At 70.2% G+C, this 24,018-nt stretch carries 24 protein-coding genes and 1 pseudogene; 11 read left to right on the plus strand and 14 right to left on the minus strand.

Annotation, left to right across the window (positions count from 1 at the left end; translation table 11 throughout):
• Nucleotides 1-4: 4 nt before the first annotated feature.
• The 3 genes from ACWD3E_RS14345 to ACWD3E_RS14355 form a co-directional block, all read right to left on the minus strand.
• Nucleotides 5-1,210 (minus strand): cytochrome P450, encoded by a 1,206-nt coding sequence (locus ACWD3E_RS14345; protein ID WP_451387845.1) that lies wholly within the window; start codon nucleotides 1,208-1,210, stop codon nucleotides 5-7.
• Nucleotides 1,210-2,217 carry a DUF1259 domain-containing protein gene (locus tag ACWD3E_RS14350; RefSeq protein ID WP_451387846.1) on the minus strand — a complete coding sequence of 336 codons (1,008 nt, stop codon included), beginning with the start codon at nucleotides 2,215-2,217 and terminating at the stop codon, nucleotides 1,210-1,212. Before ACWD3E_RS14350 ends, ACWD3E_RS14345 begins: the two co-directional genes overlap by 1 nt.
• 188 nt (nucleotides 2,218-2,405) lie before the next feature.
• Nucleotides 2,406-2,795: a hypothetical protein gene (locus ACWD3E_RS14355; RefSeq protein ID WP_451387847.1), complete on the minus strand. Its 390-nt coding sequence runs from the start codon at nucleotides 2,793-2,795 to the stop codon at nucleotides 2,406-2,408.
• A 45-nt stretch (nucleotides 2,796-2,840) separates the two neighbouring features.
• On the opposite strand from ACWD3E_RS14355, the gene ACWD3E_RS14360 reads away from it, so the two are divergent.
• A complete protein-coding gene (locus tag ACWD3E_RS14360; RefSeq protein ID WP_451387848.1) occupies nucleotides 2,841-3,416 on the plus strand; it encodes a hypothetical protein in 576 nt (191 codons plus the stop codon).
• 233 nt (nucleotides 3,417-3,649) lie between these two features.
• Nucleotides 3,650-4,516 carry a slipin family protein gene (locus ACWD3E_RS14365; RefSeq protein WP_451387849.1) on the plus strand — a complete coding sequence of 289 codons (867 nt, stop codon included), beginning with the start codon at nucleotides 3,650-3,652 and terminating at the stop codon, nucleotides 4,514-4,516.
• Here the strand turns inward: ACWD3E_RS14365 and ACWD3E_RS14370 are convergent.
• On the minus strand, nucleotides 4,431-5,669 hold the full coding sequence (locus ACWD3E_RS14370; RefSeq protein ID WP_451387850.1) for an MFS transporter: 1,239 nt from the start codon (nucleotides 5,667-5,669) through the stop codon (nucleotides 4,431-4,433). The two genes, ACWD3E_RS14365 and ACWD3E_RS14370, sit on opposite strands and share 86 nt — an antisense overlap.
• A 78-nt stretch (nucleotides 5,670-5,747) precedes the next feature.
• Here ACWD3E_RS14370 and ACWD3E_RS14375 point away from each other — a divergent pair, with 78 nt between their 5' ends.
• From ACWD3E_RS14375 to ACWD3E_RS14385, 3 genes are all read left to right on the plus strand, one after another.
• On the plus strand, nucleotides 5,748-6,806 hold the full coding sequence (locus tag ACWD3E_RS14375; RefSeq protein ID WP_451387851.1) for an ArsR family transcriptional regulator: 1,059 nt from the start codon (nucleotides 5,748-5,750) through the stop codon (nucleotides 6,804-6,806).
• A gap of 9 nt (nucleotides 6,807-6,815) precedes the next feature.
• The gene (locus ACWD3E_RS14380) at nucleotides 6,816-7,322 is read left to right on the plus strand and encodes a glutathione peroxidase (protein WP_451387852.1); all 507 of its coding nucleotides are present in this window, start codon (nucleotides 6,816-6,818) and stop codon (nucleotides 7,320-7,322) included.
• A 79-nt stretch (nucleotides 7,323-7,401) separates the two neighbouring features.
• Nucleotides 7,402-8,256: a MerR family transcriptional regulator gene (locus ACWD3E_RS14385; RefSeq protein WP_451387853.1), complete on the plus strand. Its 855-nt coding sequence runs from the start codon at nucleotides 7,402-7,404 to the stop codon at nucleotides 8,254-8,256.
• A 139-nt stretch (nucleotides 8,257-8,395) separates the two neighbouring features.
• On the opposite strand, the gene ACWD3E_RS14390 is transcribed toward ACWD3E_RS14385, so the two are convergent.
• The 3 genes from ACWD3E_RS14390 to ACWD3E_RS14400 all read right to left on the minus strand — a co-directional run bounded on the left by ACWD3E_RS14390 (nucleotide 8,396) and on the right by ACWD3E_RS14400 (nucleotide 10,714).
• Nucleotides 8,396-8,587 (minus strand): DUF397 domain-containing protein, encoded by a 192-nt coding sequence (locus ACWD3E_RS14390; RefSeq protein ID WP_451350714.1) that lies wholly within the window; start codon nucleotides 8,585-8,587, stop codon nucleotides 8,396-8,398.
• Nucleotides 8,588-8,787: 200 nt separating this feature from the next.
• Nucleotides 8,788-9,645 carry a helix-turn-helix domain-containing protein gene (locus ACWD3E_RS14395; protein ID WP_451350713.1) on the minus strand — a complete coding sequence of 286 codons (858 nt, stop codon included), beginning with the start codon at nucleotides 9,643-9,645 and terminating at the stop codon, nucleotides 8,788-8,790.
• A gap of 304 nt (nucleotides 9,646-9,949) precedes the next feature.
• Nucleotides 9,950-10,714 (minus strand): GOLPH3/VPS74 family protein, encoded by a 765-nt coding sequence (locus ACWD3E_RS14400; RefSeq protein ID WP_451387854.1) that lies wholly within the window; start codon nucleotides 10,712-10,714, stop codon nucleotides 9,950-9,952.
• Nucleotides 10,715-10,909: 195 nt separating this feature from the next.
• Between ACWD3E_RS14400 and ACWD3E_RS14405 the strand changes: the two genes are divergently transcribed.
• Nucleotides 10,910-13,501: a D-alanyl-D-alanine carboxypeptidase gene (locus tag ACWD3E_RS14405; RefSeq protein WP_451387855.1), complete on the plus strand. Its 2,592-nt coding sequence runs from the start codon at nucleotides 10,910-10,912 to the stop codon at nucleotides 13,499-13,501.
• 140 nt (nucleotides 13,502-13,641) lie between these two features.
• On the plus strand, nucleotides 13,642-15,534 hold the full coding sequence (locus ACWD3E_RS14410) for an MFS transporter (RefSeq protein WP_451387856.1): 1,893 nt from the start codon (nucleotides 13,642-13,644) through the stop codon (nucleotides 15,532-15,534).
• A 31-nt stretch (nucleotides 15,535-15,565) separates the two neighbouring features.
• Here the strand turns inward: ACWD3E_RS14410 and ACWD3E_RS14415 are convergent, their stop codons facing one another.
• Nucleotides 15,566-16,408: a hypothetical protein gene (locus tag ACWD3E_RS14415; RefSeq protein WP_451387857.1), complete on the minus strand. Its 843-nt coding sequence runs from the start codon at nucleotides 16,406-16,408 to the stop codon at nucleotides 15,566-15,568.
• An 80-nt stretch (nucleotides 16,409-16,488) separates the two neighbouring features.
• Here ACWD3E_RS14415 and ACWD3E_RS14420 point away from each other — a divergent pair, with 80 nt between their 5' ends.
• Entirely contained in the window at nucleotides 16,489-17,277 is a 789-nt protein-coding gene (locus ACWD3E_RS14420) for an SDR family oxidoreductase (RefSeq protein ID WP_451387858.1), read from the plus strand.
• 29 nt (nucleotides 17,278-17,306) lie between these two features.
• On the opposite strand, the gene ACWD3E_RS14425 is transcribed toward ACWD3E_RS14420, so the two are convergent.
• Together ACWD3E_RS14425 and ACWD3E_RS14430 are read right to left on the minus strand one after the other, a co-directional pair.
• Nucleotides 17,307-18,422: an ADP-ribosylglycohydrolase family protein gene (locus ACWD3E_RS14425; protein ID WP_451387859.1), complete on the minus strand. Its 1,116-nt coding sequence runs from the start codon at nucleotides 18,420-18,422 to the stop codon at nucleotides 17,307-17,309.
• Nucleotides 18,423-18,551: 129 nt separating this feature from the next.
• Nucleotides 18,552-19,052, minus strand: coding sequence for a MarR family winged helix-turn-helix transcriptional regulator (locus ACWD3E_RS14430; protein ID WP_451387860.1), 501 nt, complete (start codon nucleotides 19,050-19,052; stop codon nucleotides 18,552-18,554).
• Nucleotides 19,053-19,147: 95 nt separating this feature from the next.
• Here ACWD3E_RS14430 and ACWD3E_RS14435 point away from each other — a divergent pair, with 95 nt between their 5' ends.
• The 3 genes and pseudogenes from ACWD3E_RS14435 (at nucleotide 19,148) to ACWD3E_RS14445 (ending at nucleotide 20,141) form a co-directional block, all read left to right on the plus strand.
• Nucleotides 19,148-19,600 (plus strand): SgcJ/EcaC family oxidoreductase, encoded by a 453-nt coding sequence (locus tag ACWD3E_RS14435; RefSeq protein ID WP_451387861.1) that lies wholly within the window; start codon nucleotides 19,148-19,150, stop codon nucleotides 19,598-19,600.
• A 53-nt stretch (nucleotides 19,601-19,653) separates the two neighbouring features.
• Nucleotides 19,654-19,869: pseudogene (locus ACWD3E_RS14440) on the plus strand (Scr1 family TA system antitoxin-like transcriptional regulator); the annotation flags it as partial.
• On the plus strand, nucleotides 19,866-20,141 hold the full coding sequence (locus ACWD3E_RS14445; protein ID WP_451387862.1) for a DUF397 domain-containing protein: 276 nt from the start codon (nucleotides 19,866-19,868) through the stop codon (nucleotides 20,139-20,141). The pseudogene ACWD3E_RS14440 and the gene ACWD3E_RS14445, both read left to right, overlap by 4 nt.
• Here ACWD3E_RS14445 and ACWD3E_RS14450 read toward each other — a convergent pair.
• The 4 genes from ACWD3E_RS14450 to ACWD3E_RS14465 all read right to left on the minus strand — a co-directional run bounded on the left by ACWD3E_RS14450 (nucleotide 20,083) and on the right by ACWD3E_RS14465 (nucleotide 23,680).
• Entirely contained in the window at nucleotides 20,083-20,823 is a 741-nt protein-coding gene (locus ACWD3E_RS14450; protein WP_451350698.1) for an amino acid ABC transporter ATP-binding protein, read from the minus strand. The genes ACWD3E_RS14445 and ACWD3E_RS14450 overlap by 59 nt on opposite strands.
• Nucleotides 20,820-21,719, minus strand: coding sequence for an amino acid ABC transporter permease (locus ACWD3E_RS14455; RefSeq protein WP_451350697.1), 900 nt, complete (start codon nucleotides 21,717-21,719; stop codon nucleotides 20,820-20,822). Before ACWD3E_RS14455 ends, ACWD3E_RS14450 begins: the two co-directional genes overlap by 4 nt.
• 11 nt (nucleotides 21,720-21,730) lie before the next feature.
• Nucleotides 21,731-22,606: an ABC transporter substrate-binding protein gene (locus ACWD3E_RS14460; RefSeq protein WP_451387863.1), complete on the minus strand. Its 876-nt coding sequence runs from the start codon at nucleotides 22,604-22,606 to the stop codon at nucleotides 21,731-21,733.
• A gap of 213 nt (nucleotides 22,607-22,819) precedes the next feature.
• Complete coding sequence (locus ACWD3E_RS14465; protein ID WP_451387864.1) at nucleotides 22,820-23,680, minus strand: SAM hydroxide adenosyltransferase; 861 nt, start codon at nucleotides 23,678-23,680, stop codon at nucleotides 22,820-22,822.
• Nucleotides 23,681-24,018 lie beyond the last annotated feature (338 nt).

The raw sequence follows: 24,018 nt of genomic DNA on the forward strand, positions 1-24,018 counted from the left end.
GTCTCTACCAAGCCACTGGCAACTCCAGCGGAAACCGTCTGATCGTCTTTGTGTCCCACCGCACCTCCTCTGGCGGCACCGCGAGCCGCAGACCGGGGAATCTCTCCACGAGCCGGCCGATGGCCACTTCGAGCTCCGCCATGGCCAAGGGCACCGCGATGCACCGGTGTCCGCCCCAGCCGAAGGTCATATGCGGAGCGCTCTGACGGTCGAGGTCGATGTCATGGGGGTCCGGGTAGCGCTCCGGGTCACGGTTGGCCGTCAAGTACGACACATGAACGAAGTCGCCCGCCCGGATGTGCGCACCGTCGAGTTCCACGTCCTCGAGAGCCACCCGGGGGATTCCTACCCCCTTGCGGAACGGGATGTAGCGGAGCAGTTCATGCAAGACGTCGGTCATGGTCTCGGGCTTGCGCCTGAGGTGCTGCAGCAGCTCGGGACGTGTCAGGAGCAGGTAGGTGATATTGCTGATCTGGCAGGTTGCCGTGTCCTGGCCGCTGAGAGCCAGCGTCAGCGTCATGACCGCCAGTTCCTTGTCATCAAGCTGTTCTTCCCCTTCCCGCGCTGCGGCCATCGCGCTGATGAGGTCGGGGCCGGGTGAGTTCCGGCGTTGTGCGACGATTTTGGCGAAGTAGGCCGCCAGATCGGCCTTGGCTGTCGCGGCGGCCTCCTTGTTGCCCGCGCCGACGACGAGCAGCTGGCGTACGGCCTCCTCGACCCAGGGCCAATCCTCCCGTTCGATACCGAGGAGGTCCAGGACGGTGTGCTGGGGGAGCTTGTCGGACAGGTGCGGGACCACGTCCGCCGGCGGTCCTTCTTCCTCCATGTCGTCCAGCAGGCGGTCCGCAAGCTGGACGATCCGGTGCCGCATACCGTCGACTTGTGGCTGCGTGAAGGCCTGGGAGGCCAGGTGACGGACGCGGCTGCTGTGCGGTGGGTCCATCACGTTGATCGATTCCGGCGACACGATGGGCTCCGGCGTCATCCGGGGGTAGTCGTGACCGATGATGCCCGCCCTGCTGAACCGCTGGTCGGTGGTCACCTGCTTGACGGAGTCGAAGCCCGTGATCAGCCAGGCATCCGCGTCGCCGTAGGGAAGCCGGATGCGCCCGGGTGAACCGCGCTGCATCAGGGCGGCGAGCGCGGGGTCGAAACCCAGGGCTTCGCTGAAATCGAACGGGCAGACGTGTGTCTCGTTGTCCGCGGTCATTAGCCGACTCCTCCGGGCATGGGTGCGACGTTGGTGGTGTCCACGGCCTTGCGAACGGCCTCGGCGAGCCTGACGGCTTGGCCGACGGCCCAGTAGTGGACGAAGAACAGGCGTGGTTCGTCAGTGAGGTTGTGGTGGTGCACCTCGACGAGTTCGATGCCACCGCGTCGCAGAGCCGTGAGGACGGGCTGAACTTCGCTGGCGATCATGACAAGGTCGCCGCTGAGGGCGGCCCTTCCCGCGCCGAGCGGCTGGAAGTTGACGGAGGTGGTGGAGCCCAGTCCGGGAGGCAGGACCACATGGCCGTCGGTGACCGTCTCGCGACGGACATAGGTGCATTTGTGGATCTCACCATCGGCGACGCCCTTGACGCCCAGTGCGGCGTCGATGGCGGCGGTGTCCAGGTCGAGGGGCGGCGAATAAGCGGCGGATCCGGCAGGTGGAGTACCGGTGCGGTCGAATGCGGCGCGCAGCCCACGGGCAACGGCGACCGGATCGTGACCGTGGGCGTGCACATGCACCCACCAGACATCCGGTTCGTGGGCGAGCAGGTGCTTATGAATGGCAGTCTGCGCGATCCCGTGCTCCTGCAGGACGTCGCAGAAGTGCTGCAGTTCGCGCTCGGTGACCACGGCGTCGCCCATCAGGAGCGTGCTGTGGTCCGCGTACCGGACGAAGGACACGTGTGTGCCCAGGGCGAGCGCGGGGTTGATCAGAATGCCGCGGGAGACGACCGTGAGGTCTCGGCGCGGCAAGGCCGTGTGGTACATGAATCGCCTCATGTCACCGGGTCGGCCCAGGGCCGCGCCCACGTCCGCCCAGTCCGCCAGCTTCGTCATCACCGGTTGGACCAAATTACGGTCCTCCCGGTCCTCCCGGCCGGCGGTCAGGGCGCGGGCTCGGGCCGGCACACCGGTGAGTGCGGGCGCAAGGGTGGCCGTGGCCAGCACACGGCGCCGGGACATGGAAAGTCGGGATCGGGTGTCCTGCTGTCGCTCGTCAGCCATGGCAGATGCCTCCTGACCCGATCGAAGCACCGGAATCCGGATCACCCAGTGACCGACGCAGTCACATCCCGCAGGCGGACTAATACTTGTCGGCGGCGACGTGACACGGGGGCACAAGAAGAAGGGCCGGTCCAGGAGGTTTTCCTCCCAGACCGGCCCTTGTGTTCGCCCGGTGGTGAGACGGCCCGCTAGGAACGTTCGCCGGCAGAGCGGTGACCGCGGTCGGCCCCACCGACGGTCTCCTGGCTGCCACCTCTTTGAGTGGCGGCATGGTGGGTCAGCACCTTCATGATCTCCGCGGCCAGCACATCCGCCAGAGCGGGCGCGAGAGAATCTGCCAGTGCGGTCGCGAGGGTCTGCGCGAACAGCACCCTTTCCAGCTCGGAGGAACGGGAGGGCGGCTGGGAAAGGGACGCCACGGCTGCTTCCATCAGGGCTCCCCCAAGTGGGTCCTTTCCATGCCTGAAACCCGTGCCGGTATGCGGGAATCCAGCATCACGCACCATTTCCTCGAAGATCTCGTCGATGAAGGCCTCCAAGGGATCCCGTCCCGATTGTCCGTCGGACTCAGCTGCCATTGTGGTTCCTCAAGTCTTCGATTGCCCTACGGGACCTGCCCCCCGATGCCGGCAACTGCACGGATCGGGGGGCAGGGGCGTCGCCATTTCCTGCTAACGGCGCATGAGCGCAGCAAGAAGAAGCGGGTTCTCGATGATCGACTCGCCGCGCTCCTCACGACGACGCCGCGTGAGCGCAGCCAGGAGAAGCGGGTGCTCGATGCCCGACTCCTCACTGCTCTCCTCACGGCGGCGCATCAGCGCAGCCAGGAGAAGCGGGTGCTCGATCAGCGACTCGCCGCGCTCCTCACGGCGACGTCGCATGAGCGCAGCCAGGAGAAGCGGGTGCTCGATGATCGACTCCTCACCGCGCTCCTTACGGCGGCGCATGAGCGCAGCCAGGAGAAGCGGGTGCTCGATGATCGACTCCTCGCCGCCCTCTTCACGGCGGCGCGCGAGCGCAGCGAGAAGAAGCGGGTGCTCGATGATCGGTTCCTCACCGCGCTCCTCACGCCGGGCCAGCATCGCTGCCAGCAGGAGCGGGCCGAAGGCGGATTCCTCGCCGAACTCTTCCTGGCCTACGCCGGCCTTTTCTCGAGTGGGAGTCTCCGTCGCTGCCGTCATGGTTCCCTCTTTCTTTGACGCATGACTCAGCGGAGTGCTCGGCTGTCACAAGCTTCGCGCTCCGCCCTTCAGCGCCATCGTCGAGGCGTGCGACGCCGACCGCACTTCGATCATGCGCCACCTGGCCCGGCTGGGCGTGCACGGTTTCTTTACGGATCCCTGACACCGCGGTTGGATCCGGGTATGCCCTCGGGGGTGTCCTCACCCTTGTCCGGAACCGGACAAGAAATCGCGTCGGAGAATGGAGTGCCATGGAAGGCACCGTCGTCGCAGTGGTCGTCGTGGTCGTGCTTCTGCTGTTCGTGCTGAAGAGCGGGATGCGGGTCGTCAACCAGGTGGAGCGCGGGGTCGTGTTCCGGTGGGGGAAGGCGCTGCCGGCCCACCGGCAGCCGGGCATCACCTTCCTCATCCCGTTCGCCGACCGGATGCGCAAGGTGAACGTGCAGATCGTCACCATGCCGGTGCCCACCCAGGAGGGCATCACCAAGGACAACGTGTCCGTGAAGGTGGACGCCGTCGTCTACTTCCGCGTCACCGACCCGGTGCGGGCCGCCATCGAGGTGCAGGACTACGTCTTCGCCGTCGGGCAGGTCGCCCAGTCCTCCCTGCGGTCCATCATCGGCAAGAGCGACCTCGACGACCTGCTGAGCGACCGGGAGCGGCTGCACGAGGGGCTCGCGCTGATGATCGACAGCCCGGCCGCGGGCTGGGGCATTCACATCGACCGCGTCGAGATCAAGGACGTCCAGCTTCCCGAGTCGCTGAAGCGGTCCATGTCCCGGCAGGCCGAGGCCGAGCGGGAGCGGCGGGCCCGGGTCATCACCGCCGACGGTGAGTTCCAGGCCGCGCAGCAGCTCGCCAACGCGTCGAGGATCATGTCCGACACGCCCGAGGCCATGCAGCTGCGTCTGCTCCAGACCGTCGTCGAGGTCGCCGCGGAGAAGAACTCCACGCTCGTGATGCCGTTCCCCGTCGAGCTGTTGCGCTACTTCGACAAGGCCACCCAGAAGATCGCGGCCGACCTCGACGTCGTCAGCGGCGAGAAGGCCCCCGTTCCGGCTCCCGCTCCCGCTCCGGTTGCGACTGCGGCTCAGGAGCTCGGCGAGCAGCAGCCGTAGTCCTGGCCGTAGCCGCCGCCAGGGTCACCGTCACCGCGATCGACGCCGTCGCCATCGCCGTCATCGCCCAGGACGGCGAGGCCAGTTGGGCCATCGCCCCCGCCAGAGCCGCGCTCACGCCCTGCAGGGTCAGCATTCCCGCCGAGTGCAAGCCCAGGGCGTGTCCGGCGAGTTCGGCGGGGGTCAGGGCCATCAGCCGCTCCTGCTGCACCAGGCTCGCGCCGAAGCCGGCCGAGGCGAGCATCACGCAGACCCCCGCCACCGGCAGCGGCGGGTGCGCGAAGAACGCCAGGTTCGGCGCCGCCAGGAGCAGGAGCAGGGGCGTCGCCAGGCGGCTCCGCACTGCGGGCGGGAGCAGGCGGCCCACCGTCACGTCCCCGACGAACATGCCGAACGCCGCGCAGGCGAACAGGGCGCCGGCCGCGTCGGGGGCGTACGACACGTAGAGGGACTCGCAGCCGACCACCAGGCCGTTGGGCAGCCACAGGCCCAGGTACGTGAGACGGCGCCTGCGGTCCGACCACAGCAGGGCGTTGGTGCGCCAGGTCTCCGCCGCCGAGGGGCGGCCCGCAGCCCGGGGCGGGCGCGCGGTCAGGCCCAGGCGCAGGACCAGCGCGGCCGTCGCGTACAGCGCCGCCGACAGGAGCAGGCACGCCCCAGGGGAGAGCGCGGCCAGGAGCGCGCCTCCCGTCGCGTAACCCGTGATCTGCATCAGGCCGCTCATCATGTTGAACAGCGAACGCCCCGGCAGATAACCGTCCTTGGCCAGGATCTCGTTCAGCAGGCCCCAGCGCACCCCGCCGCCCAGAGACGCCGCCAGTCCCAGCAGGAGTACGACACCGAAGACCGCGCCGACCGGCAGCCCGGGCAGCGCCTGCAGGGCCGTACCGGCCGCGAAGACGAGGGCGATGCCGGACAGGGCCGTACGCGGGGGCAGCCGGTCGGCGCCGGAGAGCAGGACGGTCGCGCCCAGCACCTGGGCCAGCGACGGGCCGAACATGCTCACGGCCGACAGCAGCGGGGAGCCGGTCGCCCGGAACACGAGCGTGGCCAGCGCGAGACCGCCGACGGTCATCGCGGCGGTCTGCGCCGCCGTGCCGAGGAAGAGCGGGGTGAACTCCCGCGTGCCGAAGAGGGATCGGTAACTGGGCATGGCTCGGAGTGTGGGGTGGCCGCCGGTGCGGTCGTTATTGTTTCGCCGAGGCGCGAAACGTCGTAGGGGGTAGGGGCCTTGGGGTGGTGGCAGCTCAACGCCGACACGCTCGCCCGGAGTCGGTTCGTGATCTCCCCGCTCGCCGAGACCTTCGCGGGGCTGAAGCTCCTGCACGCCGGCGAGGGCGCCCACCCTGGTGAGCAGGAGTGGCTACAGGCCCATCTGCCCTGCTACCACGCCCTGTTGGGCGCCGATCCGGTGGCCGCGCGACTGCTGCGGGCCGGGCTCGGGCGGGAGTGGATCGCCGACTTCCTCACGCCCACGCCCCGCGACGGCGAGAGCTTTGCGGACGGTGTCGCCCGGGTGCGGGCAACGGATCCGGGCGCCGCGCGGGACCATCTGCGGATGGCCCTCGCCGGTCCGCTGCCCGCCGTGCTGGACCGCGACGACCTGCCGGAGCGGGCGGCCTCGCTGCTGGAGTGGGTGTGGGAGGAGACCGTACGGCCGTACTGGGAGCGGCGTCGGCGGGTGCTGGAGGCGGACGTGGTCGCGCGGACCGCGCAGGTGAGCCGGGGCGGCTGGGCGGGGGTCCTGGACTGCCTGCGGCCCGGCGGCACCCGGTGGCTCGGGGACAACCGCTTCCAGGTCAATCTGCACGAGTATCCGCCGCGCGAGATCTCCGGGGCCGAGCTGGTGTTCGTGCCGGTGACCCCGCAGCGGCACGGCTGGGTGGCGTGGGAGGAGCGGAAGCGGTACGCCGTGATCTACCCGTGCACCGGGGCCCTGGCCGGCTCCGGCGACCGGGCCGTACCGCCGGGCCTGGGGGCGCTCCTCGGGCCGGCACGGGCGGGGGTACTGGTGCTGCTCGACTCCCCGATGAGCACCACCCAGCTGACCGCGGTGACCGGGCAGGGGCTGGGTTCGGTGGGCCGCCATCTGCGGGTGCTGCGGGAGGCGGGGCTGGTGCAGCGGTGGCGGGCCGGCCGGTCGGTGCTGTACGCGCGGACGGCGGCCGGGGACGTGGTCGTGGAGGCCGGCAGCGGGGCCCAGGCGCCCCCGGGGCCGACCAGGGCGGTTCGGGGCGGCCCGGGAGCCGTCACCGGGCGGGGCAGGCGGGAATTTGACGACAGGGCCTAGCATCCGAGCATGACGACTGACGCATACAACGGTTCCCCGCTGGACGTCGAGATCGGGGCCCTTCAGGGCGGTCCCGCCGAGCTGTCGCAGTACGCCGGCCAGGCCGTGCTGCTGGTGAACGTGGCCTCCAAGTGCGGCCTGACCCCGCAGTACGCGGGTCTGGAGAAGCTCCAGGAGCGGTACGCCGGGCAGGGCTTCACCGTGCTCGGGGTGCCCTGCAACCAGTTCCTCGGGCAGGAGCCCGGCACGGCCGAGGAGATCGCCGAGTTCTGCTCGGCGACGTACGGCGTGACCTTCCCGATGACCGAGAAGATCGAGGTGAACGGCGAGGGCCGGCACCCGCTGTACGAGCGGCTGGTCGGCTTCGCCGATACCGAGGGGCACAGCGGGGACATCCGCTGGAACTTCGAGAAGTTCCTGATCGGCCGCGACGGCCAGATCGTGGCGCGGTTCTCGCCGCAGACCGAGCCGGAGGCGGCCGCCGTCGTCTCGGCCATCGAGGGCCAGCTGAGCTGACCGGTTGACCTTGCCCCTGGGGCAGGGGAGAGCGTCCCTGTCACCGGGCGGACCGCGCCCGGTGACGGAGGATGCTCGCGTGGACGACGAACTGCTCACCATCGGCGCGTTCGCCGCACGGGCCCGGCTCTCGGCCAAGGCCTTGCGGCTGTACGACCGGCTCGGCCTGCTGGCACCGGCGCAGGTCGACGAGGCCAGCGGCTACCGCTACTACCGCGCCGACCAGGTCGAACGCGCCCGGCTCGTGGCGCTGCTGCGGCAGCTGGACATGCCGCTCGCCCGGATCGCCGAGGTGATCGGGGCCGAGGGTGACGAGGCCGCCGGCCTGCTCGCCGCCTACTGGGCGGACGTCGAGGCGCGGGTGGCCGGGCAGCGGACCCTCGCGGAGTACCTCCGTGGACGACTGTCGGGGAGGAGTTCCGATATGTACGGGAAGTTCGTGGTCGAGACGGTGGAGGTGCCGGCGCAGGTGGTGATCACCGAGACGCGGCACACCCTGGCGGACGAGCTGCCGTCGTGGATCGGCGCCTCGCTGGGGCGGCTGGAGGCGGCGGCCCGGGAGTGCGGGGGCGTGGCCGGGGCGCCGTTCGTCGTCTACCACGCCGAGGTGTCGATGGAGAGCGACGGGCCCGCCGAGTCGTGCGTGCCGGTCGCGGACGAGGCGGCGGCGCGGGCGTGGGCCGAGCGCGCGGGACGGGCCTGGGAGACGAAGGTGCGGGTGGAACCGGCCCGGCGGCTGGCCTACACCCGGATCGCCAAGGCGCAGGTGGCCCATCCGCAGATCCTGGCCGCCTTCGGGGCGGTGGAGCAGTGGATGGACCAGCAGGGGCTGGAGCCGGCCGGGCCCTGCCGGGAGGTGTACTTCGCGGACTGGGAGGCGTCGGGGGCACAGGACCCGGTGTGCGACGTGGCGTTCCCGGTGACACCCCGGTAGGACCCCGGGGAACGAGCGAGCCCTCTCGGCAAGGACGGCGACCGGTCGAGAGGGCTCACTGCGTGGTGCTGGTATTGCTGGTGGTGCTTGTGCAGTTGTTGTCGTACGCGTCTACGGACGAAGGTCAGGGAGGTGCTCCCTAGGCCTTGACCGAGGCCACGAACGCGTTCCACGCGTCGGCCGGGAACGCCAGGATCGGGCCTTCGAGCGCCTTGGAGTCGCGTACGGCGAGTTCGGCGGCGTTGGAAGACTTGACCTCGACGCAGGCGCCGTTGCCCGCGGAATAGGAGGACTTCATCCACGTCTCCGAAGCGCCCTGAATCAGTGCCATGTCCACTCCTGTTGCGAGTTGCTGGTGGTGCGGTTCACGCCAACCGTGTCGTCTGATTGGCGTGATCGACGCTACCGGGCAACTGCCCCTGGAGGAGTGGTCGTTCACTCGACCGGATGGCATATTCCAGGCGAGGCTTCCACTGAATCGGATCAACGGTGTACGATCCGGCGCCCCCTGCCGACGGCGGGCGCTACAGCTCAATCGGCGTACTCTTTGGCCACTTTGGCGATGTATTGCCGGGACTGTTCCACATTGAGGGACTGCGCCCGCAGGTGCTCGTACATCACGGCGTACTTCTGCACGTCCTGCGCCTTCTCCAGGTACAGGTCGCTGGTGACGCCCTCCAGGTACACCACGCTGGAGTCGGCCGCGTCGGTGAACTCCAGGATCGCGTACTGCCCGTTGAGCCCCGGGTGCGCGCCCACGTCGAAGGGCAGCACCTGCACGGTGACGTGCGGCAGCTGGGACATCTCGATCAGGTGCTCCAGCTGTTCGCGCATCACCAGCCGACTGCCGACGACCCGGCGCAGCGCCGCCTCGTCCAGCACGACCCACAGCCGGAGCGGGTTGTTCTCGGCGGTGATACGTTCCTGTCGGCGCATGCGCACCTGTACGCGCTTCTCGATGTCCGCCGCCGAGGTCTCCGGCAACGCGCCCTGCACCAGGGCCTCCGCGTAGGCGCGGGTCTGCAACAGACCGGTCACCAGCTGGGGTTCGTACACGCGCAGCGACTCGGCGTCGGTCTCCAGCCCGATGTACACGCTGTACGGGATGTCGCCGAAGGTGTGCCACCAGCCCTGCTGTCGCGAATCCCGGGCCATCTCCATCAGCGAGTCGACGATCCGCTGGTCCTCGACCTCGTACACGCCGCAAAGGTCGCGCACATCCCGCTGGCTGATGCTTCTACGGCCGTTCTCCAGCCGACTGATCTTCGACTGCGAAACGAGCAGTCGTTCCGCAACCTCCTCGGCCGTCATGCCCTTGAGCTCGCGGAGCCTGCGCAGCTCCTGGCCCAGCCGGCGCCGCCTGACGGTGGGATTGACATTGGACGCCACGGGACGTGCACCTCCGGCTGTCTGCCTGGTCCTTAACACTTTGCGTATCTGCTGTTGAGCAGACTGCCACCAAGGTGCTTTCTACCGCTGGGAAACGGTGGATATGCGAATTGGGTGCAACGGTTCGGACGCGGAAGCGCGATGCATCGAACTGATACGCCCTAACGCGTTCGAGCGGAGCGGCGAGACCATACGGCCTCACCACTCCGCTCGAACCAGCGGCTCCCGAACGTGTGTGGAACGGGCGTTGGGGACTGGTGTTGCGTGCGGCGGCTCAGTGAATCCCGGCTTGCTCGCGCGGCCCTCAGTGGACCACGGCGCGTGCCATGGACCCGTGGCCGTGGTGTGGTTGCATCGGCACACCGCGGGCGGGTTCCGCCGCGGCCGGCCTGACTCCGGGCCCCGCCTGCCGGCCGGCTGCCGCCGGCCCGCGGCGCGGCTGTGCGGCCACACCGTTCTGAACGTCCATCACGGCATGTGCGACCAGCCCGCCCATGGGGTCGTGGCGGATCAGATCCCGCAACCGGGACCGGGACGACCGTCCCTCGTTCCCCGGATACAGGTGCTTGCCGAGCCCGACGGCGTGGGCCAGTGCGGCGAGCGCCGCGGTCCGCGGGTCCGGCGGAACGCCGGTGCGGATCGCGGAATCCAGCCGGGATCGGATCTCCCGGCTGATGGCGGTGTCCGTCGCCTGATACCGCGTCGTCGGCAGCACTCCGCACATCTGTCCCGGTACGGCGGCAACCATGCCGCACCGCTCCAGATGCGAGAGATAGGTCTGGCGCAGCCCGAGACGCGGCCCGCCAATCCAATGAACTGCCCGTACGGGAGCGCCACGCCTTCGCAGCAACTCCAACGCGCAGTCCAGAGTCGGATCTCCTGTCGGCCGTGGCACCACCACGGCGATACGATCCCCGTCTGGGGCTATCCGTCCGGCCAACGCCAGCTCTACTAGCTGTGCTCCGGCCAGACCGAGGTCGAGCGACTGCGGCTGTGCAGTGGTACCCGTGGTCGGGTCCAGTGCCAGCAGCAGAAGCTCCTCCGGAAGTGTTCTGCGGCTCCTGCCCATCCATGCCTCCCCGCGTGGATGAATGACAGGGTGACCCCTCTCACATTGGTCTGTCGAGGGCACGTGACCGGTTCGTGAGGGAACCGGCAGGTATGTCGTTCTCGTCTACCGCAGGGGCCAAGTCCTCACACAGGACACTGGTACATGGTTCGGACAGGGCGCACGAGTGGCCGTGCGGCGCAGGAGGAGGCATTGGTGGCGGGCGAGTCCCCCGACAGTTCGAAGCAGCGCGAGTCGTCGGCGGAACCGACGTCGGGGAGCGCGGTTCCGGTTCCCGAGGCGCGCGATCCGCGCCTGGCGATGTCCCGCGAACGGGACACCGCCGCCGCGAAGGCGGACACGGCGACAAAGATCCTCTCGGTACACCCCCCGAAGCCCATACCCGCCTCCACGGAGGACACCGACCTCCGAGAGGCAGTCTCGGCCTGGGTCCGCACGGCGAGGCCGAACCAGGGTGCCGAGGAGACGGCTGAGGCGGGCGTCGAGGACACCGCCGGGCCGGAGGCCGAGAGCGACACCGAGGCGAACGCCGAGGGCGGCACTGAGGCGGAGGCCGAGGGCGGCACTGGGGCGGAGGCCGAGGGCACCGCTGCGGCGAAGGCCGACGGCACCGCTGCGGCGGAGGCTGAGGGCGTCTCCGGGGCGGAGGCCGAGGGCGACGCTGACGCGGAGGCCGAGGAGACCGCTGAGGCGGAGGACGAGGAGACCGCTGAGGCGGAGGACGAGGAGACCGCTGAGGCGGAGGACGAGGAGACCGCTGAGGCGGAGGACGAGGCGGCCACCGAGGCGGGCACGGACGCTGACGCGAAGGCGGACGCGGGCGCCGAGGCGGAGGCCGAGGGCGACGCTGAGGCGAAGGCTGAAGACGCCCCTGAGGCGAAGGCCGGCGACGAGGCTGGGGCGAAGGCCGAGGAGATTGCTGAGGCGGAGGCCGAGGCGAGCGCAGAAGCAGACGCAGACGCAAAGACGGACGCCGAAGCGAAGGCGGGCGCAGACGCGGAAGCCGAGGCGGACAAGGGCGTAGCCGAGGCCGAAGTGGGCGACGGCGAAGCCGAGGCGGAGGCGTCTGGCGACGAGCCGGAGGCCGCCGACGGCGAGGACGCCCCGCAGGGGCCACCCGCAGCCGACAACGAAGCCCGCACGGGTGGTGCGGGCGGGAACAAGGACGCCGAAGGCGAAGCCGAGGCGAAGACGGACGACGGCGAAGCCGAGGCGAAGGCGTCCGGCGACGAGCCGGAGGACGCCGAAGGCGAAGCCGAGGCGAAGGCGTCCGGCGCCCAGGGCGGAGCCAAGGGCATCGATCAGCCCACCACCGCCTTCAAGGCCCTCCGGCCCAAGAAGCCCGGCGTCGATCAGCCGACCACCATGCTCAAGGTCGACCGCGCCCCCAAGGCGCCCAAGTCCACCGACCCCGAGCGCACCAGCAAGTTCGTCGCGCTCAAGCCCGACGTCACCACCAACCTCCCCCAGGTCGGCCCCGAGCGCACCACCCAGCAGCCGCTCCCTCCGAGGCCTCCGCTGGACCTGCTGGCCGAGCTGACCAACACGCCTCCGCCGCCGCAGACCCCGGTCCGCACGCTCATCCGCCGGGTCAAGATCTGGACCCCGCTGGTGATCCTCCTGGCGATCATCTTCGCGGTCGTACAGACCCTGCGCCCGCTCCCCCAGCCCACCCTCGACCTCACCGCGAAGGACACGTACACCTTCGACGGCGCCAAGACGGACATCCCCTGGCCCTCCCAGGGCCAGGCCGCCCTCGACGTCCAGGGCATCGGCACCTTCGGCAGCTCCGGCGACCAGAAGCCCGTACCGATCGCCAGCGTCGCCAAGGTGATGACCGCGTACCTGATCCTCAGCAACCACCCCCTCAAGAGCGGCGCCGAGGGTCCGAAGATCAAGATCGACCAGCCCGCCGAGGACCAGTCGATCGCCGGCCACGAGTCCACGGTCCACGTCACCAAGGGCGACTCGATCACCCAGCGCGAGGCCCTGGAAGGCATCCTGATCGCCTCCGCGAACAACGTGGCCCGCCTCCTCGCCCGCTGGGACGCCGGCTCGGAGCAGGCGTTCGTGGCGAAGATGAACGCCGCCGCGAAGAAGCTCGGCATGACGAACACGACGTACACCGACCCCTCGGGCCTGACGAACTCCACCGTCAGCACGGCCGTGGACCAGGTGAAGCTCGCCAAGGCCGCGATGACGCTGCCCGCCTTCCGCGAGGTCGCGGCGATGATGTCGTACACCGACTACAAGGGCGCCTACCACTCCAACTGGAACCAGCTGGTCGGCCACAACAACGTCGTCGGTATCAAGACCGGCACCACCACCTCCGCCCTCGGCAACCTCGTCTTCGCGGCGAAGCAGCAGACCGGCGGCGAGACCCGCATCATCGTCGGCGCCGTGCTGCGCCAGCCCGCGGGCGGCCCGGAGCACACGATCCTCAGCGCCGCCCTGGACGGCAGCGACAAGCTGATCCGGGCCGCGCAGGGCGCCCTGAAGTCGGCGACGATCCTGAAGAAGGGCGATGTCGTCGGGTACGTGGACGACGGTCTCGGCGGCCGTACCCCGGTCGTCGTCACCCAGGACGTCACCGCGGCCGGCTGGGCGGGCCTGAAGGTGAAGCTGTCCTTCGCCGCCGACCACGTACCGCACACCGCGAAGGCCGGCACCAAGGTCGGCACGCTCACCGTGGGTGACGGTTCGGCCAGTGCGGTGAAGGTGCCGGTGGCCCTGAAGCAGGCGCTGACCGAGCCCGGCTTCGCGGCCAAGCTGACCCGTCTGGGCTGACCAGAGCGCCCGCGCACCCCGTCGTCGGAGCCCCCACCCGGGGGCCCCGCGGCGGGGTGCGTGCTAGCGTCACGAATCGGGGCAGGTCGCCGGGACGCGGCCGGGATGAACAGAAGACGGGACACGGGGAGTGCCTTCAGGTGGCCACTGCGGAGCCGACACGCGCCGACGACACCGATCCGGGCTCGGGATCCATGCCCGGGTCCGGCCCGCGAATACGCCTGTCGCCGACTGACACGACGGACGCGACCGACGCAACGGACGCAACCGACACCACTGACGCGACCGACGCAACGGACGCGAACAGTCACGGCGGCACGCTCGCGCGTCTCCTCACCGCCGCCGAACCCCTCCGGCAGCGGCTGCTCGTCCACCCCGTGCTGTCCATAACGGCCCTCGCCGGCGTACTGCACATCATCTGGCTCTTCACGTTCGCGAACAGCGGTGGCGACCTCGCGGCCCAGGACGCCTGGGCCGAGTTCGTCGGCCGGCACCCGGACTCGGCGTACAACCTCGCCTGGTACGGCGGCATGCACCCGGTGTCGTACAGCGTGGTGTCGCCGTATCTGATGTCGCTGCTCGGCGTCCGTACGACGATGGTGATCGCCGGCACGGTCTCGGCGGGCCTGCTGACCCTGATCCTGATCCGCAGCCGCGCGGTGAAGAACCCGCTGTGGGCCTCGCTCGCCGGGCTCTTCGCGTTCGTATGCAACGCGATCTCCGGGCGGGTCACCTTCGGGCTCGGCACCATGTTCGCGCTCGGCGCGGTCGCGACGGTCTTCTGCTGGCCGTACCGCTGGCGCCACAAACGCTGGGCGAAGGCCCTGGTCGCCGCCCCGCTGGCCGCGCTCGCCACCATGGGCTCGCCGGTCGCGGGGCTGTTCGTGGGCCTGGTCGCGGTCGCGCTCTTCCTCCAGAAGCGGCGGCCGGCCGCCTGGGCGCTGGGCGTCGCGCCCTCGGCGGTGGTCGGCGTCTCGGCGTGGCTGTTCCCGTTCTCCGGCACCCAGCCGATGACGATCTTCTCGGTGATCCTGCCCCTGCTGTACGGCCTGCTGGTCCTCTTCCTCGTGCCGAAGGAGTGGATCACCGTACGGCTGACGGCGGCCGTGTACAGCGTCGGCGTCGTCCTGGTGTGGCTGATCAGCTCGCAGATCGGGTCGAACATCTCGCGGCTGCCGATGCTGTTCGCGGGTGCGACGCTGATCGCGGCGCTGCCGTTCCAGGTACGGAAGTCGCGCAAGTGGTACCTGACCGTGCTGGCCTTCCTGGGCATGGTCGCCTGGATCGGCGTCAAGTCGGTGGACGACATCATCCACACGACCCCGGCGGCGTCCTGGGCCCGGGAACTCGCCCCGCTGGTGAACGAGCTGCAGAAGGTCGGCGCCGAGAAGGGCCGTGTCGAGGTCGTCCCGGCCCGCTCGCACCGCGAGGCCTCCGCGCTCGCGCCGTACGTCAATCTGGCGCGCGGCTGGAACCGCCAGGCCGACATGGAGCGCAACCCGCTCTTCTACGACGACACGCTCAACTCGGCGAACTACCACGAGTGGCTCCAGCGCTGGGCCGTTCACTTCGTGGTGCTGCCCAAGGACAATCCGGACGGTGACGGCGGCCAGCGCGAGCGGCAGCTGCTGCAGCGCGGGATGCCGTATCTGAGCCAGATCTGGGGCGACGCCAACTGGCAGCTGTTCCAGGTGACCGACCCGACGCCGCTCGCCGAGCCGCACGCGGCGGTCGACCGGGCCGATCAGGGCGAGCTGACGATCGAGGTGCACAAGGCCGGGCGGATCCTCATCCGGATCCCGTACTCGCCCTGGCTGAGCATCGTGGACGATCACGGCAAGAGCCTGAAGCCCCCGCGCAAGCTCTCCGACGGACGGACGTACAAGAACGTCAACGGCTGCCTGATGGAGACGCCGGAGGACCTCAACGGCGACAAGTGGACGATGCTGCTCGCTCCGCGGGCCGGCACGTATCGGTTGGCGGCGCCGTATCAGCTGCCTCGCGGCACGCCGTGCCCTGACGAGCTGAAGTGAACTCTGGGGGCTGCGCCCCCAGACCCCCGTTTCAGCTGCGAAGCTCGGTCACGTAACGGTCCGTGCCCGGGATCGTGGGGATGAAGGGTGCCACCAGCTCCACCCTGCCCAGCCCCGCCTCCGCCACTCGCTCGTCCAGCCCCGTGAAGTGCTCCGCCCAGCACTCCCGCGGGTCCCTCTCCAGGAACCACAGCAGGGTCAGGCGGGTGTCCGTGCCCTCGACCTGCTTGACGTAGGTCATGCGGTCGCCGGGGAGCGGGGTCGGGCGGAAGACGGTGACCAGGGCCGCCGGGGAGCCCGCGAGGCGGCGGGGCAGATGGCGGCGGCTCAGCCACTCCAGCAGCTGGACCCGCTGCTCCGGTGACTCGGCGTCGATCACCTCCAGCACGAGCCCCGCGTAGGGGTGATCGAGGGCGTGGAAGTCCCTCGGGCCCGCCGCGCCGTCGCGGTAGACGGTCGTCTCGTGGTCCTGGAACGCCGTGAAGACGTGGGTGCGGGCGTGATGGACGCGGGCGTCCCGGTTGAGGCGCTTGTTGATGGCGACGGTCCACTTCATGTGCTCGTCGTAGCGGCCGTCGGTGATCCAGTACGTGGAGAGGTAGCAGCCGGCGGTGACCGGCTGGGCCACGGCCGACTTCTCGGGGTACCGGAGCAGCTGCAGCTCCCTGGTCGCCACCCAGCGGCGCCCGGCGTACATCCAGGGCATGGCCATCGCGCCGGCGTAGTAGTGGTCGTCCTCGTACCAGCGGTTGTACGCGTACTCGTGGCCGGGGTGCGGCTCGACCATGGTGATCAGGGCGTGGCCGGGGCGGACGCCGTACGGGCCGACGGCGGCCAGTTCGGCGTACAGCTCGCTGCGGGTGTCGTCGCTCATACCGGTCCCCTTCCGTCTTCCTGCGGTCGCCCATACTCTGACGCTCCATCAGATGGAGCACCAGGGGCCGGGAGGCCGGAATGTCTCTGCTCGCGGGCAAGACCGTCGTCGTCTCCGGAGTCGGCGCGGGGCTCGGTCACCAGGTCGCCGCCGCGGTCGTACGGGACGGAGGGAACGCCGTCCTGGGCGCCCGCACCGAGGCGAACCTCTCCAAGAGCGCGGCCGAGATCGACCCGGACGGCACGCGCACGGCGTACCGGCCGACCGACATCACGGACGAGGGCCAGTGCGCGGCGCTGGCCGGGCTGGCGCGGGAGCGCTTCGGCTCGGTCGACGCCGTGGTGCACGTGGCGGCCTGGGACTCGTACTTCGGCGGGGTCGAGGACGCCGACTTCGCGACCTGGCAGTCGGTCCTCGACGTGAACCTGCTGGGGACGCTGCGGATGACCCGGGCCTGCCTGCCCGCGCTGAAAGCGGGCGGGGGCGGGTCCGTCGTCTTCATCGGGACGCAGTCGGCGGTCGCCGCGCCCTCGCAGGTGAAGCAGGCCGCGTACGCCGCCTCGAAGGGGGCGCTGACGAGTGCCATGTACTCGCTGGCGCGGGAGCTGGGCCCGTACCGGATCCGGGTCAACACCGTGCTGCCGGGCTGGATGTGGGGTCCGCCGGTCCAGGCGTACGTCCGGTTCACCGCGCAGACGGAGGGGGTGCCGGAGGCGGAGGTGCTGGGGCGGCTGACGGAGCGGATGGCGCTGCCGGAGCTGGCGACGGACGGTGACGTGGCGGACGCGGCGGTGTTCCTGGCCTCGGACCGGGCGCGTGCCATCACGGGGCAGTCCTTGCTGGTCAACGCGGGGGAGCTGATGCGCTAGGCCGATCCGGCCGGGGCACCGGTGACGGGCTAACCCCTCGGATACCTCGCCAGCCAGCCCGGTGACGCCCCCGCGGGACCGTGCAGCGCAGGGCCCTGGGTCAGCTCCATCGCGAAGTCGTCGGCCAGTTCCAGGATGGTCGGGCGGCCCTCCAGTTCGGCCAGCCAGCCCGGCGGGAGGGCGGTTTCACCGTGCAGGGCGCCGAGGAGTCCGCCGGTGAGGGCGCCCGCGGCGGCGGAGGGGCCGCTCTGGTTCACCGCCAGGCACAGGCCGTGCCGTACGTCCTCGCCGACCAGGGCGCAGTAGACGGAGGCGGCGAGCAGACCGTCCGCCGTGCCGTCCCCTGCCAGCTCCTCCACCCGCGCCGGGGTCGGCAGCCCCTGCCGTACCGCGCCGAGCGCGTGCTGGAGGGCGTCGGTCACGGGCTCGTGGCCGGGGCGGGCGGTGAGCAGGGCGAGGGCGCGCTGCACGGCGCCGTCCAGGCTCTCGCCGCGGGCCAGCGCGTGCACGATCACGGCGTACGCGCCCGCCGACAGGTAGGCGACGGGGTGCCCGTGGGTCTGGGCCGCGCACTCCACGGCCAGCTGCACGACGAGCTGCGGCTCCCAGCCGACCAGCAGCCCGAAGGGCGCGGAACGGACGACCGCCTCCGGGCCCATTTCGCCAGGGTTCTTGGGGGTCTCCAGGGTGCCCATGTTGTCGTCCCCGAAGCCGATGAGCAGGGCCCGGGTCGGCGCACGGCGGGCGTACAGCCACTCCTCACGCGCCAGCCAGCCGTCGTCCTTGCGACGCTCGTCGGGCCCCCAGTCCCGCTGGGTCGCGGCCCAGCGGCGGTACGCCCGGTGCAGGTCGGTCGGCGGATGCCAGGCGCCGGTGTCGCGGCGTACCTGGGCGCGTATCAGCCCGTCCACGGTGAAGAGGGTGAGCTGGGTGTGGTGGGTGACGGTGCCGCGCTCGCCGTGCCCGAAGGCCAGGTCGAGCAGGCCTTCGCCGCCGTACACGGAGCGGATCTCCTCCAGGGCGAGCGCGTCGGCGGGCCCGCCGAGCGCGTCCCCGACGGCACCGCCGAGCAGCGTGCCGCGCACCCTGCTGCGGAAGTCCTGCTGTTCGGCCCGGCCCCAGACGGCCCCGGTCGTCGCACCCACTCAGACCTCCCCGCGGCACCGTCCGTATGTACGACGCTCAGCACTGTAATCGACCGGAGGCGAACGGTTCACTGGGGCAAATCGGCCACGGTGGTGTCATTCCTGCAAGCGATGAGCGCTTCGGCCGCGTCAGCCGTCGCTTCGAGGCCGGGCCGCCCTCTTCCGCCTCGGCGCCACGGCCTTGCGGATCTCCTCGGTGGCGGCGCGGAACGCGGGTGCGGCGTGCTCGAAGTAGTCGAAGAGCAACGCCCGCTGCTCGGGGGTGTAGCGGGCCAGGACCTCGGCGATGTGGCGGCGGGCGGGGCCCACGACCTCCTCGAGGTGGGTGAGCGCGTCCGGGACCGGCTCGACGATCACCCGCCGGCGGTCCTTGGGGTCCGAGGCGCGGCGCGCGTACCCGGCCCGTTCGAGGCGGTCGATGAGGCGCGTGGTGGCGCCGGTGGTCAGCCCGGTCCTGGTGGCCAGTTCACCCGAGGTGAGCCCGCCCTCCGCCGCGATCAGGCTGAGCGCGTACCACTCCGACGTGTGCAGACCGGCGGCCTCCGCGCTGGCCAGGCCCTGGAGGCCCACCGCGTCGAGGTACTGACGGAAGATCACGTGCTCGTTCCCGCCGTGCAAAGGGGTTGCCATCGCCGGAGCCCTCTCCTAAATTTATCTGCACGGACGCAGATACTGCTTACGTTCAGAATCTGCATGCAGTCTAGCGAGCAGAGGGGACCTGCACCATGTCGACCACCACGACCGACGTCGCCGCCATCACCTCCGTCCTGGACGAACTCGTCGCCGCCTGGGAGCGGCACGACGCCGACGCATACGGCAGCCTGTTCACCGAGGACGCCACCTACGTCACCTTCGTCGGCACCTTCTACCGGGGGCGCCGGGACATCGTGGAAAGTCACCGCGCCCTGTTCGGGGCCTTCCTCAAAGGCACCAAGCTCGCGGACGAGGTCCTCGACATCCGCTTCCCCGCACCGGACTTGGCGGTGGTCAACGGCCGCGGCGACACCTACAAAGGCAAGCGACCGCGCAAGCTCAGCAAGATCCAGACGTACACCCTGGTCCGCCGACCCGACGGCGAGTGGCGCATCGCGGCCTTCCACAACACCAAGCGCAAGCCGCTGATGGAGTCGATCTCCTACCGCTTCGCCCCGGCCCTGATCCCGTCCGCGCAGAGGTGAGCCCAGCGCGATGCGATCCGCTCCTCCGTGGAGCGCGGGCGCAGGTTTCCCAACAGGATCACGCCGGGCTGAGCGGACCCATCCGGCTGCTGAAGCTCCAGAACGGCAAGACCCTGGGACACTTGGAAGTCCAGTTGCACAGCCGAGTGATCAGCGACCCCCGGGAGGTCCAGATCCTTGATATGCGCTAGGGAATGATCCGAGCACAGGCTCTCTCGCCCCGGGAGTCGATGGCGTTCATCGAGAATGTGCTGGGAGAAGAAGCATGACCACCGCCACTCTGACGTGGTTCAAGAGCAGCTACAGCAGCGCCGACGGCCCCGACTGCGTCGAAGTGGCCGTAACCCCCGCCACCATCCACATCCGCGACTCCAAGGACAAGGAACGCGCCCAGCTCGCCGTCAAGGGCACCTCGTGGACGGAGCTCCTGGCCTTCGCGGCGGATCGCTGGGCCAGTCTCTCCGATCAAGGACTTCAGGGCGCTAGCGTTCCAGCACGCGGGACAGGAAGCGCCGGGTCGACTCGTGGCGGGGGTCGGTGAGCACCTGCTCTGCGGTGCCCTGTTCGCGGATCACGCCGTCCTCGAGGAAGCAGACCTGGTCAGCGGCCTGCCGGGCGAAGCCCATCTCGTGCGTGGCCATCAGAATGGTCAGGCCGCGCTCCTTCAGGTCCGTGACCACGTCCAGCACCTCACCCACCAGTTCGGGGTCGAGCGCCGAGGTGATCTCGTCGAAGAGCAGCACCTGCGGGTCGGTGGCCAGGGCCCGGGCGATCGCGGCCCGCTGCTGCTGGCCGCCGGAGAGCCGGTCCGGGTAGTCGTGCGCCTTGTCCGCGAGGCCCAGCCTGGCGAGCAGTTCGCGGGCCGACTCCTCGGCCTGCCTGCGCGGCACCTTGTGCACCTGGCGCGGGGCGAGCGTGATGTTGTCCAGCACGTTCAGGTGCGGGAACAGGTTGTACGCCTGGAAGACGATGCCGATCCGTCGGCGGGCCAGGTTCGCGTCCAGGCGGGGATCGGTCAGCTCGGTCCCGCCCAGATGGATGGTGCCGTCGTCGACGACGTCCAACAGGTCGATGCAGCGCAGCAGGGTGGACTTGCCCGAGCCCGATCCGCCGATCAGGCAGACCACCTGGTGCTCGGCGACATCCAGGTCGATCGAGCGCAGGACCAGGCGCGAGCCGTATGCCTTACGCAGGCCGCTGATCCGCAGCAGTGGCTCGTTCACTGTCCCGCCTCCGCCCAGGTGCGCTGCGCGGCGCGGCGCTGCAGTCGGTCGGCGTACCTCGTCAAGGGGATGGTCACCGCGATGAACAGGGCTGCCGCCCCCAGGTAGGGGGTGTAGTTGAAGTCGTAGTCCGCCTTGATCTGCGCGACCCTCAGCGCCTCCAACGGCCCGAGGACGGCCACCAGCGCGGTGTCCTTCTGCAGCGCGATGAAGTCGTTGAGCAGGGGCGGCAGGACGTTGCGCACCGCCTGCGGGAGGATCACCCGCCGGAGGGTCTGCGACTCGCTGAGCCCGAGCGCCCGCGCGGCGTTGCGCTGCGCGGGGTGAACCGAGTTCAGGCCGGCCCGCAGCACCTCACCGACGTAGGCGGTGTAGGAGAGCACCAGCGCGATCACCCCGAGCAGCCAGGGCTGGGAGGGGGTGCCCTGCAGCTGGAGCGCCGGCAGGCCGAAGCCGACCAGGAAGACCAGCAGCAGGGTCGGCACCCCGCGGAAGACGTCCACGTACAGGGTCGCGGCCAGGCGCAACGGCTGCAGGCCGGGCGCCCGGGTGACCCGCACCAGGGCGATCAGCAGGCCCAGGACCAGGATCAGCACCTCGGCGACCAGGAACATCTGGACGTTGAGCCAGAAGCCGTCCAGGATCGCGGGGAACGTCTTGCGAAACTCCGCACCGTCCAGGAACCGGCTGTGCAGCCGGTCCCAGCCGGGCGAGGCGACCACGGCCGCCGCCACCGCCACCAGGCTGACCAGGGTGCACAGGGTCGCGATCCACCTGTTGCGCCGCTGGCGGGCGCGGCGGAACCGCTCCCGCTCGCGCTGCCGCTCGCTCGGCCGGTACTGCTCGTCCTGCGGGTTGGCCTGCTTTTCCAGCTCGGCCGTGGTCTCGTGCTCCACTGTGCGACCCGTTACGGCTTGAGCTCGGGGGCGTTGGCCGAGGCCGACAGCCACTTGGAGGTGATCTTGCCCAGCGTGCCGTCGGCCTTGAGCGCGGCGAGCGCCTGGTTGACGCAGGGGGTCAGCCCGCTGCCCTTGCCCAGCAGCAGGCCGAACTGCTCCGGCGTGCCATGGTCGTAATTGAACTGGCCCAGGATCTTGCCGCCCTGCACCTGTGCGCCGGCCAGGTAGAACACCGTCGGCAGGTCGGTGACGAGCGCGTCGATCTGGCCGTTCTCCAGGGCGTGGACCTCGTCGTTGGTGGTGTTGAAGACGCTCGGCTGGTGGCCGGGCTTTATCTCGTCGAGCACCGCCTGGTAGCTGGTGGTGGCAACCTGCACGCCGATCTTGGCGTCCTTGAGCGCGGCCAGTGAGGTGGCGCCCGCGTACTTGGACTTCTTCAGTACGAGGACGGCCTGGTTGGCCGTGTAGTAGCTGGTGGAGAAGTCCACCGCCTTCGCCCGCTCCGGGGTCTTGGAGATCTGGTTGATGTCGAAGTCGAAGTTCTTCGGTCCCGGGGCGTAGGAGTTGTCGAACGGTTCGACCACCCACTTCACCTGGCTCCGGCTGAAGCCGAGCTTGCCGGCCACCGCGTAGGCCACGGCACTTTCGAAGCCCTTGCCGTCGGACGGGTCGTTGTTGTCGAACCACGGCGTGTAGGCCGGGGAGTCGGTGGCGACGGTCAGCTGCCCCTGCCGGTGGAGGCTCGGGCTGGTCGCGCAGTTGCCGGAGGCCGTCGCGGTGGCCGTGGCCTTGCTCTGGGGCTGGGGCTGGGGCGCGCAGGCTGCGGCTGCCAGCACCACGACGGCGCCCAGCGAGGCGGCGAGGGACGTACGGAAAAGGGACATGGCGGTTCCTTTGGAAATGCTGTCCGGAACGGACGGTGCGAAAGAAAAACCGGGGGCAGTGCGCTCAGCGACACAGATCGGCGGCGCAACGCACGTGGTCAACGTGGCGACGGCGCACCAGGCGGAGGATTCCGGACATGCGCTTCAGCATTCCGGGCGGTGCGGTGCGGTGTCAATCGAGGCGGCCGTCGTTCGAGACGCCGCGACAACGCGTCAGCTGGTGGGATGGAGGACCCGGTCGCCCTCGCGCAGGCCGAACAGTTCGGCTGCTGAACCGCCCCGCACCACGAGTTCGGCGAATCCCAGGCCCGAACTTCCGGTGGTGATGCCCGGCTCGCCGTACGGCACATCGGGCAGCCGGTCGTAACAGCGCACCTGGACCCGGCGGCCGTCACGGGCGCTGTGGACGGACAGACCAGCCGCCGCCCGGTGGCCGGGGATGGCGGCAACGGGGCGGTCCAGCTTGCAGTTGCCGAAGTTGTCCACCACGGCGACCCGCACCGCGTCGGCCGCCTCGGCGTCCACCGCCCGCTGGTCGGGCCCGCCCACGACGTGCGACTGCGCGGGGACCGGGCGACCGTCCACCAGCCAGCGGGCCAGCAGCGGCACGTACCAGAGGCTGCGGAACTGGGTCCGTCCGATCTCCTCGGCCTCGGCCGGCGACAGCTCGGCCCACTGGGCGGCTGCCGCCTCCACCACCTCGCGCACGTCGGTGACCTGAACCTCCGTCAGCTCCAGGTAGGTCGACAGGGGCGCGAGGACCCGGGGATTCAACGTGCTGATCACCAGGTGCTGCTTGTGGCGGAAGTAGCAGAACGGCGCCCCGTTGGGCCAGGAGCCGTCCCGCGGCGCGATATTGACCAGCACCACGACCGGGTGCGTCGGCCCGCCGACGAGATCGGTGGCGCGCAGCAGGTCGAGCAGCGTGAGCGCGGCGACGCCCTCCGGGTCCGGCCCGGTCAGCGGAAGGACACTCGGCGTGGCCCCGAAGAGGGCGGCGATCCTGGCCGACTGTCGGGCCACCGCGTTGGGGTCGGCGCAATCGGTGAGCGAGATGACCGGGGGGTGGGTCATGACGAGGTTCTCCTGCGGATGGAGTCGGCCGCACGCGGCAGCCACGGGGACGACTGGGGGTGGGGAAGGAGCGCGGGAGGCAACGGGGACAACAAAAAGGACCCCCCGTTGCCGGAGGGTCCGTCGCGTCCTGCGCGCACACGGCTTCGCTAGCGAAGCGCCTCCGACATTCGGGGCATCATTCGCATCATGGCGAGGGTGGTGGTGCGCTGCATGGACGGGACTTTAGCACCGCAAACGCCTGCCCGGTCCACCCTGACCAGCATGCGGACCGGGACCGTCGTGGGGAGGGACTGCGCGGGCCGACCGGCAGGGACCGCGTTGGCGAGTGCGAACCG

It is taken from the genome of Streptomyces sp. NPDC002676 (assembly GCF_053592455.1).